This is a genomic window from Shouchella tritolerans (assembly GCF_025770735.1).
GTDB classification, from domain to species: domain Bacteria; phylum Bacillota; class Bacilli; order Bacillales; family Bacillaceae_D; genus Shouchella; species Shouchella tritolerans.
The window spans coordinates 1-16,651 of the sequence record NZ_JAODPB010000009.1 but is presented as its reverse complement, the minus strand read 5'-3'; the positions used below and the strand labels follow the sequence as shown (position 1 = coordinate 16,651).

Annotated in this window: 13 protein-coding genes and 1 pseudogene; 6 read left to right on the top strand and 8 right to left on the bottom strand. The window is 42.3% G+C overall.

Annotated features, from left to right (window positions below; translation table 11 throughout):
- Nucleotides 1-103: 103 nt before the first annotated feature.
- The 8 genes from N6H06_RS20405 to licT form a co-directional block, all read right to left on the bottom strand.
- Nucleotides 104-1,087: an ABC transporter substrate-binding protein gene (locus tag N6H06_RS20405; RefSeq protein ID WP_062749899.1), complete on the bottom strand. Its 984-nt coding sequence runs from the start codon at nucleotides 1,085-1,087 to the stop codon at nucleotides 104-106.
- A gap of 111 nt (nucleotides 1,088-1,198) precedes the next feature.
- Nucleotides 1,199-2,017 (bottom strand): AraC family transcriptional regulator, encoded by an 819-nt coding sequence (locus N6H06_RS20400; RefSeq protein ID WP_062749900.1) that lies wholly within the window; start codon nucleotides 2,015-2,017, stop codon nucleotides 1,199-1,201.
- Nucleotides 2,018-2,184: 167 nt separating this feature from the next.
- Nucleotides 2,185-3,174, bottom strand: coding sequence for an aldo/keto reductase (locus N6H06_RS20395; RefSeq protein ID WP_263707835.1), 990 nt, complete (start codon nucleotides 3,172-3,174; stop codon nucleotides 2,185-2,187).
- A 112-nt stretch (nucleotides 3,175-3,286) separates the two neighbouring features.
- Nucleotides 3,287-4,021, bottom strand: coding sequence for a class I SAM-dependent methyltransferase (locus N6H06_RS20390; RefSeq protein WP_263707834.1), 735 nt, complete (start codon nucleotides 4,019-4,021; stop codon nucleotides 3,287-3,289).
- Between the two features lie 141 nt (nucleotides 4,022-4,162).
- Nucleotides 4,163-5,569 carry a 6-phospho-beta-glucosidase gene (locus N6H06_RS20385; RefSeq protein WP_263707833.1) on the bottom strand — a complete coding sequence of 469 codons (1,407 nt, stop codon included), beginning with the start codon at nucleotides 5,567-5,569 and terminating at the stop codon, nucleotides 4,163-4,165.
- Nucleotides 5,570-5,612: 43 nt separating this feature from the next.
- Entirely contained in the window at nucleotides 5,613-7,043 is a 1,431-nt protein-coding gene (ascB, locus tag N6H06_RS20380) for a 6-phospho-beta-glucosidase (RefSeq protein ID WP_263707832.1), read from the bottom strand.
- Nucleotides 7,044-7,119: 76 nt separating this feature from the next.
- Complete coding sequence (locus N6H06_RS20375) at nucleotides 7,120-9,057, bottom strand: beta-glucoside-specific PTS transporter subunit IIABC (RefSeq protein WP_062749905.1); 1,938 nt, start codon at nucleotides 9,055-9,057, stop codon at nucleotides 7,120-7,122.
- Nucleotides 9,058-9,188: 131 nt separating this feature from the next.
- Nucleotides 9,189-10,046 carry a BglG family transcription antiterminator LicT gene (licT, locus tag N6H06_RS20370; protein ID WP_062749906.1) on the bottom strand — a complete coding sequence of 286 codons (858 nt, stop codon included), beginning with the start codon at nucleotides 10,044-10,046 and terminating at the stop codon, nucleotides 9,189-9,191.
- Nucleotides 10,047-10,560: 514 nt separating this feature from the next.
- Here licT and yhfH point away from each other — a divergent pair.
- The 6 genes and pseudogenes from yhfH to N6H06_RS20340 all read left to right on the top strand — a co-directional run.
- On the top strand, nucleotides 10,561-10,698 hold the full coding sequence (gene yhfH, locus N6H06_RS20365) for a protein YhfH (RefSeq protein WP_263707831.1): 138 nt from the start codon (nucleotides 10,561-10,563) through the stop codon (nucleotides 10,696-10,698).
- A 114-nt stretch (nucleotides 10,699-10,812) separates the two neighbouring features.
- Nucleotides 10,813-12,084 (top strand): isocitrate lyase, encoded by a 1,272-nt coding sequence (gene aceA / locus N6H06_RS20360; protein ID WP_062749907.1) that lies wholly within the window; start codon nucleotides 10,813-10,815, stop codon nucleotides 12,082-12,084.
- Nucleotides 12,085-12,439: 355 nt separating this feature from the next.
- Nucleotides 12,440-13,126: a response regulator transcription factor gene (locus tag N6H06_RS20355; RefSeq protein WP_062749908.1), complete on the top strand. Its 687-nt coding sequence runs from the start codon at nucleotides 12,440-12,442 to the stop codon at nucleotides 13,124-13,126.
- Nucleotides 13,123-14,982, top strand: coding sequence for a sensor histidine kinase (locus N6H06_RS20350; RefSeq protein WP_062749909.1), 1,860 nt, complete (start codon nucleotides 13,123-13,125; stop codon nucleotides 14,980-14,982). Before N6H06_RS20355 ends, N6H06_RS20350 begins: the two co-directional genes overlap by 4 nt.
- Before the next feature lie 139 nt (nucleotides 14,983-15,121).
- Nucleotides 15,122-15,928 (top strand): polysaccharide deacetylase family protein, encoded by an 807-nt coding sequence (locus tag N6H06_RS20345; protein ID WP_263707830.1) that lies wholly within the window; start codon nucleotides 15,122-15,124, stop codon nucleotides 15,926-15,928.
- Between the two features lie 266 nt (nucleotides 15,929-16,194).
- Nucleotides 16,195-16,651, top strand: a pseudogene (locus N6H06_RS20340) (collagen-like protein); the annotation flags it as partial.

Genomic DNA, 16,651 nt, shown 5'->3' with positions numbered 1-16,651 from the left:
AATAGATACAACTGTCTTCCAATCGTTCTATTGTGGGTTTGTAATGCTCACAAACGAAAAGCCTGCCAAGCGCTTTACAGCGTTTAGCAGGCTGTGCATTTCATTACTCCAATGCTTTTACCACTTGTTCGAGCCCGTACGATTGCCCAATTGGCCCATAGCCAAGGGCAAGTTCGCCATTCATTTCATACACTTGGCCTTTTTCTACCGCTTGCAGGCTGTTCCATACATTCGTCTCTTCCCATTCACTAATGATTGAAGAAGAGGAGTCGCTGTCTCCTTGAAAATAGCCAATGAAAAGATGGTCGGGGTTTAATTCGCTTATCCCTTCAAGAGAGATTTCTGCCCCTTCTTTCATGATTGGTGCATCTGCAACAGGCAGCCCCAACTGGTCATAGTACAATGGCAAATAGTTCGTACCTTGCAGCCAAGCTGTTGCTTCTCGTGCTTGCAAAAAAGCCACTTCGCCTTCTGTATTTACTAATTTTTCGCGCCCTTCCGCGACTTTTTCTTCAAAAGAACGAATAAATGATTCAGCGGCATCTTCCTGGCCAAGAATCTCGCCAAACAAAGACACAAGCGCAGGCCAATCTCCCCACACGTTGACTTCTTCCTCATCCACGACAAAAACAGGCGCAATTTGCTGCAATTGGTCGATATTCTCATTTACTTGGTTCCCTGCAATAATGAGGTCTGGTTCATAGGCAAGCAACGCTTCCAAATTGACTTGCTGATTTTCGCCAACTACTTCCAGCTCGTCGAACGATTCTACATAAGGCTCGTACACTTCCGTTTTTAATACAGATTGTTCTTCTGAGAAAGGCAGCACCACCGCAGCGGAAGGCGTGTCAAAAAGCAAAAAAGAATCGACAAATCCCCAATGGGCAATTGCTACTTTTTGCGGCGCTTTTTCAAGTGTAAAGTCTCCGTTTGCATCTTCCAATGTTCGCGGAAACGCGCTTGAGACAGTGGGCTCACTGCTTTTTTCTGTATCGTCATTGGCATCGTTATCAACATTACCTGCACAAGCTCCTAGAAGCACTAGCGGCAAAAGGCTTAAAGCAAGTGATTTAAGTGAATGGTGCATAAAGTACGTTCCTTTCGTTCTTATCTATTAATAGTGATAATCATTATCATTTAAAATGATAACAAGGAATGACTTTATGTAAAATAGACAGTTTCCTGTTTTACAGATGGATTATTTCTTCATTTCCAGGCGAACGTAGCTTGGAGCGACTCCAAACTGCTTTTTAAACAACCTGCTAAAATAATAGGGATCCTGATACCCGACGCTGCGGGCAACCGCACTGACAGTAAACGCCCCTGTCATTAGTAGTTGGTGGGCTCGCTTCATACGGCAATGGATCACATAGTCAATCGGACCAACTCCTGTGCATTTACGGAAAGCGGCAGAAAAATATTTAGGCGCCATATTGTAACGGGCAGCCAATTGCCGTAATGTTAACGGTTCATGGTAATGGGCATGGATATAACGGATTGTCTCTTCCATCGCTTCGCTGTTTTTAGGCTTCTGCTGCAACTGTGCTAATCGAAGGACATTTGCAAGCAATTGGTAGAACAGCGCTTTTTTTTGCAGTGCCGCTATCTCCCCTGGCGCCGCATCAGCTTGCAAAAGCTCATCAATCATTTGCAACACACTCGGTTCAAATAGGTACTCCAGTTGGTGGGCTTTTTGAAACAAAGTTGCCTCTGGCAAGCGTCTGTCTGGCAAAAAGTGAACAAGCGCGTATTCACAGCCCGTTTCACCGACTTCTAACTCTAAACGCATTTGATAACCACCGATGATTGCTTTCCCTTGGCTGACTTCGATTGAATTAGAACCGTTAAATGTAAAACGTGCGCTACCTCGAAGCCCAAGAATAAGCCCGCCATAAGCCGTTGGCTGGTCAACATGGCCACGATAAAGGCGATTGGCTTCAAGCCTGCTCTTATATACTCCATAAACATGGATAGGTGTGTACGCAAAAGCTTTTGCCAACTGGTTATACCGTTCCATGCAAACACCTCTTTTCTTGCTTTATGCTCCTTAGCGTAATTGTTTGCCGCTGCTCTGTCCATAGCAATAACTGGATGATATTTTCCTTGAAAGTCGCCTGGGTCGTTACAGCGATTTAGGCCTAGCGGTCAAAAAAAGGAGAGTGATCATCACTCTCCTTTTTTTGATCATTTATCGCTGCCTACGATCGAATCAATTGCATTTAATTCTTCTGGGCTAAACGATAAATTGTTCAATGCAGCTACATTTTCTTCGATTTGTTCGATGGAACTCGCCCCGATTAAAGCAGACGTGACACGGCCATCTCTTAATACCCATGCTAAAGCAAACTGGGCCATTGTTTGCCCGCGGTTTTCGGCAATTTTATGAAGCTCTTTTACTTTCCCTACCTGCTCCTCGGTCACATTTGCTTTAAACCATTCGTTTTTAGCCGCTCTGGAGCCTTCTGGAATGGCGCGTAAGTATTTCGAAGTTAAGAGACCCATCGCCAGCGGCGCAAAAGCGACAGTGCCAATTCCTTCTTCAGCGAGGACGTCTTGCAGCCCTCCCTCAATCCAACGGTTCAACATCGAATACGAAGGCTGGTTAACGACACAAGGCGTGCCTAACTGTTTTAAAATTGTGGCCGCCTGTTTTGTTTCTTTAGGCCCGTAATTCGATAAGCCAATATAGAGCGCCTTCCCTTGGCGGACAATGGCGTCGAGTGCAGCCATTGTCTCTTCCAGCGGCGTGTTTGGATCATAGCGATGATGATAGAAAATATCGACATAATCAACTTTTAGCCGTTTTAGGCTTTGGTCAAGGCTAGCGATGAGATACTTTCTTGAACCGCCATCCCCGTATGGGCCAGGCCACATGTCGTAGCCTGCTTTCGTCGAAATAATGAGTTCATCCCGATAGCGATTTAGTTCGCTGTTTAGTATCGTGCCCATTGCTGTTTCGGCAGAACCAGGAGGAGGGCCATAATTGTTGGCCAAGTCAAAATGAGTAATCCCTAAATCAAACGCACGAAAAATTTTTTCTTTTACTTTAGCCTGGCTCGTGTCGGCGCCAAAGTTTTGCCACAATCCCAATGAAATAGCTGGAAGCTTCAAGCCGCTTTTTCCGCATTGGTTGTATATCATATCATCATAACGTGAAGACGTTGCTGTATACATAGAGCAGGACACTCCTTTTTGTTATACTTTAGCATGGCTTGGGCACGGCGTATATGGCTATGTGATGCATGATGGCATTTTCGTAAGCGCTTTACTCATTCATCGTTTACAGTTATGGCTTTTGCGCAGAAATAATTAAGAACATTGGCCTTCTCCATTCATCTTTCATTTCCTGGCTAAGGGCAGACTTGTCCTCAGAAGGAGTGGGCTCTTTAACAGCGTTGATTCGAAAACCAGCCTCTATCAAATCATTGATATAGGTAGAAAGTGTATGATGGTACTTAATCACATGTTCAGCTAAAAAAGACGTTTCCCTCATTCCTTCTAATTGGTAATGGTCAACAGGCCAATGCTGGCGGTTCCCTTGGTGATCGTAACACCAATCTTGTTGGTGGCGAGAAGTAAAAATCGGGTGTTCTACTGAAAAGACGAATGTCCCCTCGGCTTTTAGCCAATCGTAAACGTTCTTGCAAATTGGCCTAAAGGACTTGATATAGTGGAAAGCGAGCGAACTGATGACGACATCGAACTGTGCCCTTGGGAAATCGATGTCTTCGATCGCCATGTTTAAATAAGAAATGAACGGGTCATTTGTTGTTTCACGTGCTTTTTCCAGCATGTTTTCTGATAAATCAACGCCTACTACAGAGCGTGCCTGTTGTTCCCTGGCATAGCGGCAATGCCAGCCAAAACCGCAGCCTAAGTCAAGCACTGCTTTCCCCCGCATATCAGGTAATAGTGCCTTTAGCACATGCCATTCCCCTGCACCGGCAAGCCCTTTTACAGAGCGAGGCATTTTTTCATAAGCGGCAAAGAACGCCTTATCGTCATACTTATTCTGCTTCATTCGTCCGTCTCCTCTTCCTTCCTAGCCAGCGCCATTGTTTGATTTTGAGCAACTGCACGCAGCACTTCCCTTTATTATAAATCAACCTTGTTGCACTGCAAAAAAGCGACTTGAGCTTAAAACTCAAGTCGCTTGTAGTAGCTAAAGCTGTTCTCCATTAGTGGCAATAACATTTTGGTACCAGCTAAAGCTTTTCTTTTTATAACGTTTATTCGATCCTTTTCCATTGCTGTCGCGATCGACATAAATGAACCCATACCGCTTTTTTAGTTCCGCTGTTGAGGCGCTTACTAAATCAATTGGCCCCCAGGAAGTATAGCCGATCAAGTCCACGCCGTCGGCAATAGCGAGCTTCATTTGTTTAATGTGCGCGCGCAAATAGTCAATCCGGTAGTCATCCTGAATCGAGCCGTCTTCCTCGATTTGATCAACGGCGCCAAGGCCGTTTTCGACAATAAATAGAGGCTTTTGGTAGCGATCATATAGTTGGTTGCACACCGTGCGCAAACCAATTGGATCAATTTGCCATCCCCACTCGGATGCCTCCAAGTAAGGATTCTTCACACCGGCAAAGAGATTGCCAGCCGTTTGCATCTTTAGATGCTCTGGATCTGTGCTTGCTACAAAAGACATGTAGTAACTAAAGCCAATATAATCAACCGTATGTTCACGGAGGAGGTCAAGATCGCCAGCTTCCATCTCAATGTCAATGCCTTTTTCCTTAAAATAGGCTTTTATATAAGAAGGATAGTAGCCACGTGATTGGACATCAGAGAAGAACAACGTTTTTCGATCTTGCTCTAGCGCAGCAAACATGTCTTCTGGCTTCGACGTATACGGATATGTCACCATTGACGCGATCATACAGCCAATTTGCAAAGATGGATCTAATGCATGGCCTGCTTTAACAGCGAGGCTACTCGCCACAAACTGATGGTGTGCAGCTTGGTAAATCGCTTGCTCCTTGTTTTGACCAGCTTCGAATAAAAGCCCTCCGCCTGTAAAAGGCGCATGAAGGAGCACATTGATTTCATTGAATGTCATCCAATATTTGACTTTATGATGGTACCGTTCTAATATCGTTTTCGCAAACCGCTCATAAAAATGAACAACTTGCCTGTTTTTCCAACCGCCATAGTTTTTCACAAGACCGAGTGGCATTTCATAGTGTGAAATCGTTATGACAGGTTCAATGTTGTACTTTAATAGCTCATCAATGACTTGGTCGTAGAAGGCCAAGCCTTTTTCGTTCGGCGTTGCTTCGTCTCCATTAGGGAAAATGCGCGTCCAAGCAACGGAGAAGCGGAACGCTTTAAATCCCATTTCTGCAAATAAGGCAATATCTTCTTTATAGGTGTGGTAAAAATCAATTGCTTCATGGTAGAGATTAAATTCTTTCATCGAGAAATCCGGTTCGTTCATAATTCCATTTGGCGAAACATCGGCTGTAGACAACCCTTTTCCGTCCTCTTGATAAGCTCCTTCTAATTGGTTAGCGGCTACTGCACCACCCCATAAAAACCCTTCTGGAAATGTTGCTTTTGTCACCTGTGGTCACCTCGTATGATTTAATCGTTTACCGAAAAATGTCTTATTTAAGCTCTTGTCCGTTCGATTTGATGACCGTTTTATACCAATCGAAGCTTTTCTTTTTCATTCGTTTCAACGTTCCATTGCCTTCATTGTCGCGATCGACATAAATATAGCCGTAACGCTTTTTCATTTCTCCTGTGGAAGCACTAACGATGTCTATCGGCCCCCAGCTCGTGTAACCCATGATTTCCACCCCGTCTTCAATCGCTTCGCCCATTGCCTCAATATGCTGGCGCAAGTAATCAATCCGATAGTCATCATTGATTTCTCCATTTGCGGATACTTCGTCAACAGCTCCTAAGCCATTTTCGACAACAAACAGAGGCTTTTGGTAGCGGTCATAAAGCTGATTGGCCGTTATGCGGAAGCCTTTTGGATCAATCGTCCAGCCCCACTCCGATTTCTCCAAATAAGGGTTTTCCACCGAACCGAATACGTTGCCGCTCGTTTGGTTTTTCAACACGTCAGGATCGGTGCTTGTCGCCCGGCTCGCATAATAGCTAAAGCCAATATAATCGACTGTATTTGCTTGCAGAAGCGCCAAGTCTCCTTCTTCCATTTCTACAGTGATGTTGTTTTCTTTAAAGAAACGTTTCGCATATCCCGGATAAGCCCCTCTTGATTGGACGTCGATAAAGAAGAACGATTCACGGTCTTTTTCCATCGCATCAAACACATCATCAGGATGACATGTATAAGCGTAAGTCGCCCCTGCAGCAAGCATGCAGCCAATTTTTGCATCAGGGATCAGCTCATGGCAGGCTTTGACGGCTAGTGCGCTAGCGACGAGTTGGTGGTGGGCCGCCTGGTATTTAATTTGTGTTTCGTCGTCCCCTTTTTCAAATACAAGGCCAGCGCCAACATAAGGCAAATGGAGAAGCATATTGATTTCATTAAACGTCATCCAGTATTTTACTTTATGTTTATAGCGCTCTAAAATCGTTCTTGCATATGTTTCAAAAAAAGTGACGAGCTTGCGATTTCGCCAACTTTTGTACTTCTTGACCAAGTTGATCGGCACATCAAAATGGGCCATTGTCACAACAGGCTCAATCCCGTGTTTTCGTAATTCGTCAAATAGCTCATCGTAAAATGCTAAGCCAGCTTCATTGGGCGTTTCGTCATCTCCATTTGGAAAGATGCGCGACCAAGCGATCGATACGCGCAACGCCTTAAAACCCATCTCAGCAAACAAAGCAATATCTTCTTTATAGCGATGATAAAAATCAATTGCCTCGTGTGAAGGATAGTAGAACTGTTCATCAGGTTCAAAACGGCTCAACTTCCCTAACATGATCTCCCAACGCTTTTCGCCAGTCGGCAATAAATCAACGGTTGTCAGCCCTTTTCCTCCTTCTAAGTAGGCCCCTTCTGCTTGGTTAGCGGCAATCGCGCCACCCCATAGAAACGATTCTGGAAATGTGTTCATGTAAATTTTCTCCTTCCATTCTTTACGAGCTAGAAGGAAGACAATCTTTGAAACCTTCTAGCTCCTGTGTAAAAGCTTATTTTTTTTCTAATGTGAGGAAATGGTCTCCTACTTGGACATTGGTCTCTTCAGTCGTTATAACCGTGTAGTGCTCGTGGTTGGTTACAACAATTGGTGTATCGAGCATAAATCCTGCTTGTTGAATTTTATCAATATCAAACTCCATTAACAATTGGCCTTTCTCAACGCGCTCTCCTTGTTTCACATGGGACGAGAAGTACTGTCCTTGTAACTGAACCGTATCCATTCCAACATGGATTAATAGTTCAGCCCCTTTATCAGTCGTCATCCCAATCGCATGATTCGTTGGAAAGAGAGCAGTAACCGTTCCATTTGCAGGTGCAAATACTTTCCCTTCTGTCGGCAGAATAGCGATCCCTTTGCCAAGTGCAGACGATGCGAATGCTTCATCTTTAATACGTTCTAGTGGTATAGCCTTTCCCTTTAATGGGCTAGCAAGGGTTTCCGCTTCTACTTCCTTGGCAACCGTTTTCTCTACAGTAGCATCTGGAGAGGCAGATTCAGTATTAGCGCCACGTTCAACCGGTGTTTCCTCTTTATTAATGCCAGCAAACAAATACGTCAGGATAAAACCAATTCCGAACGCGACAGGCATAGAAATAATCGCTCCCCAAAAGCCAGTGTCAATCCCTTCTGGCCCAATGAAAGCGGGGATTTGGAAAATACCTAGCCCACCAATCATATAGCCGGCGCCGCCAAAGAAGCCAATAATTGCACCGCCGATGCCTGCTCCTACTAAACTAAAGATAAACGGCTTTTTCTTCGGTAGTGTGATCCCATAAATAGCAGGCTCTGTTACACCAAAGATTCCCGAGATAAAGGCAGGAATACTTAATGATTTAAGTTTTTGGTTGTTTGTTCTGATCCAAACAGCAAGAACAGCGCCGATTTGAGCAAAGGAAGCGGCAAAAATCATCGCTAATATAGGGTCAGAGCCTGTTGATACGAGATTATTAATCGCGATCGGGATAAGCCCCCAGTGCAATCCAAAAATGACGATCACTTGCCAGAAAGCGCCTAGCACCAATCCCGCGATGGTCGGACTTAATTCATAAACGAAAATGGTTCCTTGGCCTAATAGCTGGCTAGCCCAAGTCGCAATTGGCCCAATGATTATAAACGTCAACGGGACAACGACCAAAAGTGTAAAAAATGGAACTAAAAATGTTTTAACGACATCTGGAATCACTTTTCTAAAGAAGCGTTCTACTTTTGAGGCAAAAAATGCCGCAAGGATAATCGGGACAACGGATGTTGCATAACTCATTAGAATAACAGGAATTCCTAAAAAGGTAATATAAACAGGAGACTCAAAAATCGTTCCTGCAAATAATACATAAAGTGGATCTCCTTCCATTAAGCTTTCAACAGCAGGGTAAACGAGGGAAGCGCCAATCGCAATTCCGATAAAGGGCGTCCCGCCAAACTTTTTAATGGCCGTATAGCCAAGAAAAATGGGGAAGAAATGAAACAACGAATCGCCGACAATGTTTAGTATTTGATACGTGCCATCGGCTTCCTCTAACCATCCTACTGCCAGAAATAGCGCGTTGAAGCCTTTGATCATCCCTGTTGCCGCTAAAACGCCAAGGATGGGTGTGAAGATGCTGGCAATAACGTCTATAAAGCGATTAAACAAGTTCCCACTTTTTTCTTGTTCATCATCATCCACTTGTCCGACGTTTGCGAAGCCGCCGACTTCTACGACAGCTTTATAAACGTCGGGAACATGGTTGCCGATAACCACTTGGTATTGGCCGCCACTTTGCATGACGGTCACAACGCCGTCCATGTTTTTTAACGCTTCCGTTTGTGCTTTGCCCTCATCTTTTAACTTAAAGCGCAAGCGCGTAATACAATGAACGACATTGTTTACATTTTCTTTGCCGCCAACTTTTTCAATAATATCCTTTGCTAACTGCTCGTACTTCATATGAACCAGCTCTTTTCATTTTGTACTTGGTAACTAAAAAAACCTGAACCAATTTGCATCATAGTGTTTGCAAATTAGGTCAGGTTATGCCCACTGAAGGTAACATTCCATCCATTCATATTCTCATTGATTCAATTCGTCTGGTCTTGCAAATGCCGTTTCGTTACCCTTTGTATATGAAGGGTTAAATACATTTCTTCATCTTTAGAAATAGACCAATTATAGCTTTTAACCAAATAGATCTTGATTTTTTGACTGCATTGAAACGACTCAGGGTATTTACTCTTTAGTTGTTCGTATAAGAAATTGTCTTCACTATCTGTCATTCTTTCTTTGCGAATAAAGCGAATCGCAAAAAAGCGAAGATGGGTTAAAAAACGCTCATAATTAATCGACGTTTCATCTAATTCCATTTTAAAGTGATATTTCACGATGTTTAGCACATTGTTGACTAATTCCGTCACTTGAACGGCTGTCGCCAAATTTCCTCCTGACAACTCGCTGTTGACAAGGTGGAGCGCAATCGAAGCCGCTTCATCTTCGGGGAACCGGACGCCCGTTTGTTCTTCAATGATGTCTAGGCATTTTAGCGCAACTTGATACTCTTGTTTGTAGTACTTACGAATTTCCCATACTAAAGGATTTTTCACATGCACATTTTCTTTATGTCTTTTAATTGCAAAACTAATGTGGTCCGTCAAGGCTACATACAAATAGTCATCAAGTTTATATGGCAATTGTGATTTCGCATAATCTAAAATCTTAGAGGCAATGTTTAAATACAGTTCCGACGTATCTCGTAATAATTTCGCTAACTTATCCGACACACCCCTTTTTTCCAAAACAAATGTTTTTTCGATTTTTGCTGTATCAATTGTTTCACCGGCCTTTTTTTGAAAAGCCAAGCCCCTGCCCATTACGACCATTTCTTGATCCCATTCATTCTTTGCTAGGACAACATTGTTATTAAATACTTTCTTAATTTGCATGATTCACTCGCCTTTATTTCTGACATAAAGAGTTCTCTAGTAGGGAATGGTAAGAACGAAAATAAAAAAACCCAACTTTGCACATAGAATCCCCTCAACAGAAATTCTCATACAAACTTAGGTTTTGCCTGCTAAACAGTAACAATCCATCGTTATGAAATTAAATGAAATCGCTTACTATTACTTTTATCACACTTATTTGGTCCTGTCAAGGGAACAAAAGAAAAAATCGGAGATAACACCGATTTCCTTACATACACTCATAATGCCCTTGCTCGCTTTTGACTTTATACCGCCCCGACATCAGCCCCAAGTTTTCCGCATGCCCGTCCAGTCTTGCATTTCATTGTCATCCTCACTTTCACCTCTCTCTATTTCTATTAAGTTTCTGGTTGAATGAAATACAATAAAAATTTTTTAAAAAAAGTGTGTACATTTTCATTTTTGCCCTGTATACTGTACTACAACAGAAACAGTTAATATAAACTGTTCTATAAAAAGGAGGTTAGAACAAATGAACGTGAAAAATCCGATTGAATTTTACAGAACACTTCCGAAAAAAACGTGTCCTGAATGCGGTGAAGAGATGGAAGAGCAAGCTAAATCTTACTTCATGGAATGCGAGCGCTGTCTTGCTAAAAAAGGTGAGTAGCTAAAACTGTTTTATAACAAAACATTTTTATAGGAGGTGAATGCAACAGAAGAGAAGGACATTCACTGTGCAGCTGATTTTGGATGATCAAAACTTATAATGGGGGAATGTGTGATGCTAAATGAAAAACAACTCGCGGAAAGCTGGGAGCATGAAGAACGTTGGAAAGGAATCACAAGACCGTATGAAGCAGCTGATGTCTTACGCCTGAGGGGCACGCTCGAAATTGAATATACGATTGCAAGGTACGGCGCCGAAAAGCTGTGGAAGCTTCTCCATACAGAGGATTTCGTCCCGGCTCTGGGCGCTTTAACTGGAAACCAAGCCATGCAGCAAGTAAAAGCCGGATTGAAAGCAATTTATTTAAGTGGCTGGCAGGTAGCGGCTGATGCCAATTTGTCAGGGAGCATGTATCCTGACCAAAGCCTTTATCCGGCAAACAGCGTGCCAGAAGTCGTCAAAAAAATCAATCGCACATTGCAACGCGCAGATCAAATTCACCATATGGAAGGAAAAGAAGACATCGATTGGTTTGCGCCAATTGTGGCCGATGCGGAAGCAGGCTTCGGCGGACAGCTAAATGTGTTCGAGCTAATGAAAAGCATGATTGAAGCTGGTGCCGCAGGGGTTCACTTTGAAGATCAGCTGTCTTCTGAGAAAAAGTGCGGGCATTTGGGCGGAAAAGTGCTGCTCCCGACGCAAACGGCAGTGCGTAATTTAATTGCCGCTCGCCTCGCTGCAGACGTGATGGGAGTCCCGACCATTCTTATTGCCCGTACGGATGCGAATGCGGCTGACCTGATTACAAGCGATGTCGATTCATATGATGCCCCGTTTTTAACGGGAGAACGAACAGCGGAAGGGTTCTTCAAAACAAAATCTGGTCTTGATCAGGCGATTGCGAGAGGCTTAGCGTATGCGCCGTATGCTGATTTAATCTGGTGTGAAACGTCTGAGCCGAATATTGAAGAAGCACGCCGATTCGCACAAGCGATCCATGAGAAATACCCAGGCAAGCTGCTCGCCTACAATTGCTCCCCTTCGTTCAACTGGAAGGCCAAACTGGATGACCACACCATTTTGAACTTCCAGAAACAACTCGGTGAAATGGGCTATAAATTTCAATTTGTCACACTGGCGGGCTTCCACGCCTTAAACCACGGCATGTTTGAATTATCCCGCCACTATAAGGACCGCGGAATGGCGGCATATTCTGATCTCCAGCAGGCCGAGTTTGCCAGCGAAGTCCACGGCTATACGGCAACAAGGCATCAACGCGAAGTCGGAACAAGCTACTTTGATGAAGTCGCCCAAGTCGTAACAGGCGGGACTTCATCAACCACTGCCCTGAAGGGATCAACTGAAACGGAACAGTTTCAATCCTAAAAACATAAAAAAGCCGCCCATCATTGGGCGGCTTATCCGCCTTCCTGTAAACGCCATCTAATCCGGTTAACTGCTGCCGGTTGAAAAGCCCCCTGCCCATTAAGACCATTTCCTGATCCGATTCATACCTGATCACTCATCTATGGTCATTCCATCTGACATAGATTAACGACTCTAGCTCCCTAAAAAAGTTGCCCCACGTTCTAAGCTTACGTTAATCTAAAAAGAAATCATCCCCCTGTCACCTCTCAAACCGATGACCACGATTATGGGAACTTAACTAAATTTACAAGTTGAAAAGATGATAAAGTATACTTACTATAAGTCTATTAAGAGAAAGTAAGGAAGGGTTACATTGGGAAAAACGATACTAATTGTGGAAGATGAAGACATCCTCAGAGAAATAAGCAAAGACTACTTTATAGACGCTGGTTACGATGTATTGGAAGCGAAAGACGGAAAAGAAGCGTTAGCCATATTTGAACAAGCAACCGTTGATTTGATTGTTTTAGATATTATGATGCCGACGTTGGACGGCTGGTCTGTTTGCAAAAGGATACGCGAACATTCTGTCGTACCGATCATTATGTTGACAGCCCGCTCAGATGAAGAAGATACATTATTAGGGTTTGATTTAGGCGCAGATGACTATGTCACAAAACCTTATAGCCCCAAAATTTTACTAGCACGAGCAAAGCGATTGCTTACTACTCAGGCAACAAATGAAAGTCTTGACAGGGATCAAGAAATTTTAACAAGCAACGAACTTGAAGTCCATTTGCATTCACGCACAGTTAAGGTAAAAGGCAATGTCGTCCCATTAACACATACAGAATTTGAAATTTTAACGTATCTAATGAGAAACAAAAATATCGTCATCTCAAGACAACAGCTCATTATTAAGGTCTGGGGCTATGAGTATGTAGGTGATGACCGTACTGTCAATACCCATATTCGCAATTTGCGAAGCAAACTGGCTGACAGCGCTAAACAAATAAAAACAATCGTTCGAGCAGGATATAAATTTGAGGATTTACCATGAAAAACCGGATTGTAGTGAAATGGTTTCTTCTTACATCGTCGTTATGCTTATTTATTTTATTTGGCATTTTTGTTGGTCAAACGCTATTCTTTGAACAATACTATGCTAAAAACAAAGAAGAACGACTTTCAGAAGCGATTCAAGCGTTCACAAAAACTTATCGGCAAAACGAAGGAAATGAAACAAAGCTTCAAGAATTGGAACAAACATTTTATCGAGAAAACAATGCTTGGATAACCGTTTTAGACCACAATGGCTATATAAAAGGAACAAAAGATTATACGATCGAATTAAATGGGATATTTGAATTAGAAGATGAATTAGTCACTTACATCGATGACAACTTTGTTATTCCTATCGGCTACTTAGAAAATTCCTTTGAGGATAGTCAACAACTTGAGAGTTTAAAAGACTATGAAAATCACCAAATGGAGATTCGCGGTGTAGAAATACAAAAAGAATTCTTCCCATATGAGATCATTTTAAGTAAAGACGAAGTCGAGCCCACTCCATTTACGATGTTAGAGAGCGGAATAGAGGGCATCATTTATTGGCGAAATGATGCCCTTAAGGCTCAATTTGATGAAAATGAAGCGTATACCCAAAAAAGCGTTTACGGGACGATTGCTGCCGTGAACATACCGGAAAACTACAGTCATTTTTATGTCACGGCTTTATCGAACTCGTTGTTTTTTGAGCGAATAAAAGCATTTCAAGCGGATTTGCTTTTTAACAATAATCCAGCCAATGATAACGGGACATCTATTCAGGATTATGAGCAAAATGGCATTCAATATAAATTGCTTACACATTCAGAGACGACTTCAAACGGAGACTCACTCTATTTCTTAACAATGACGTCACTGCAACCAATTGATGAAGCAGCGGAAATGATGCAAGAGTATTTTATTTATATTCTTGTTGCTGTTATCTTTTTAATTTTATTGGTTTCGTTTTATTTTTCCAAGAAAATCGCAAGTCCGTTATTAAACATCAACCATACAGCGAAACAAATGGCAAATTTGGATTTCAAAGAGCGCATTCCTATTAAATCAAGCGATGAAATTGGCCAGCTATCCGAAAGCATTAACATCCTTTCTGAAAAATTGCAAATGCACATTGAAAAATTACAACAGGATATCGAGAAAGAGAAACAGCTCGAAAAAACGCGAAAAGAATTTATAGCAGGCGTTTCACATGAATTAAAAACACCGTTAAGCATTATAAAAAGTTGTATGTCGATTCTGCAAGACGGGGTAGCGATTGAAAAAAGCGGCCATTATTTTCAGGCAATGAATAGTGAAGTGAATCGAATGGATCGATTGATTGTCGATATGCTCGAACTAGCAAAGTTCGAGTCAGGTACCTATAAAGTTAAGATGGATGTATTCAATATAAAGGACTCCATTCATAGCGTAAACAATCAGCTATCAATTAAAGCTCGTGATAAACAGCTCCATATAAATCTCAAGCTAAAGCCGATTGACGTTGTTGGTAATCCACATCAAATTGAACAGGTTATGACAAATTTTTTGACGAATGCCATTCGCCATACACCCGTCGAAAGAATGATTTTCATCTCAACTGAGGATGAAGGAAATAGGGTAAAAATAAGCGTTGAAAATGAGGGGCATCCCATCGATACAGACCAGCTCGGAAACATTTGGGATCGGTTTTACCAAGAGAAAAAAACGCAGCGTTCCAAAGAAGGCACAGGATTAGGTCTAGCGATTACGAAAAATATCTTAAAGCTACATGATGTAGAATATGGAGTGACGAATACCGATAAAGGGGTTTGCTTCTACTTTTATTTACAAAAGAGCGAATCATCTTACCAGCCAATCAACGTACGTTGATTGGCTGTTTTTTCTATTTATAAAACTTTAACTCACCTCCACTCTATCTTTATCTCATCTTTATTTCATTCAATTAGTCTATACATACCATTTCAATTTGAACCACAATGACTATATGAACAGAAAAGGATGACCTCAAATGAAGAAAAAAATGCTATTTTTTACCGCCGGACTATTGCTGATAATGTCCATATTAGGAATCATAAAAGCCACCAGTTCAGAAAAAACGGAGCTCCCAATTGAACTAACATACGAAGTACTCCAAACTAAAATAGGTAGGCATGCGGAAAGCAAAGAAGAATACAAAACAGAAAAAAATGAGAAAGTCGTCTATTTAACATTTGACGACGGGCCTAATTCCGCTACATCCGAAATTTTAGACATACTGGATCAATTTAATGCGAAAGCGACTTTTTTTATGCTCGAACCTGAAATGAAAAAATCTCCAGACCTCGTAAAACGAATGATAAGCGACGGTCACAGCGCTGGCCTTCATGGCGTTACTCATGACAAAGATCAATTTTATCAATCCGAACAAGCGGCGCTTCAAGAAATGGTTAAAGCCCAAGAAACTTTGTACACTATTGCCGGAATTGAATCGGATTTAATTCGCACCCCTTATGGAAGTATCCCTTATCTAACAGATAGCTTCAGAGAGGTATTTGATCAAAATGGCTTCAAATTGTGGGACTGGAATGTCGATAGCGAAGATTGGAATTTATCATCAGGGTCTTTTTTGGATAGTGTCATTGCACAAATAGAAAAAGTAGAAAACAATGGCCAATCCCCCATTATCGTTCTCCATGACAGAACAGAAACCGCTAAGCAGCTCCCTCCCCTATTAAACTACCTTCTGGAAAATGGCTATAAACCTGAAAAAATTGACAACGAAGTAGAACCTTACAGCTTTAACTGTAATGACCGCTGCTATAGCCTTACTCCTTGAACTACTAAAAAGCGTGTAGGCTTGAACAAAAAGTTTGTCGTTTAGTCAATGAAACTTCCCTGTTCCTTACATAGATAGGATCAAACGCCCCGGTTCCACATAGCCGGGGCTTCTTTATATCCAATTGAACCAAAGAGAATAGACCATATTTTGCTAATAAAAATGCCTAACCAATTTTAAGAAAACACATATAAATATAAATGTCTGTCATGAAGACAAATTGATACGGAATATCTATGTCAACAAAAACAAAGGAGTGAACGCGAGTGTCCCTACCGAACTTGCCAAATATTTCACCCAACATCCAATTAACCCGGGATGACGTGGTGAACTTATTATTAGCCTCCATCGCCATGGAGGAAATGGGCCTATCCCATATTATCAATGCCGAAGGCGAAAAAATTCAGTATGCCCTTGGCACTTTGCAGGGGGTCACAGGACCAACAGGCGTCACCTTACAAGATATTTTAAGCGTGAATCAAAGCACCCAATCGATGTTAGAAACGGTTTTTAAACAGGAAATGATGTTGGATTCGAAAATGAGATCTGCGACCAATATCCCAACGCTCCAAGGACCTGCAGGACCAAGGGGAGCTACAGGAGCGCCTGGTGGAGTTGAAAGCATCAATGGCTTAACAGGTGTCGTAACGTTAGAAGCCGATACGGTTGGCGCGTTTCCGCTATCGACGGCCGTTGCATCCAATACGAACATCAACCAGTTAG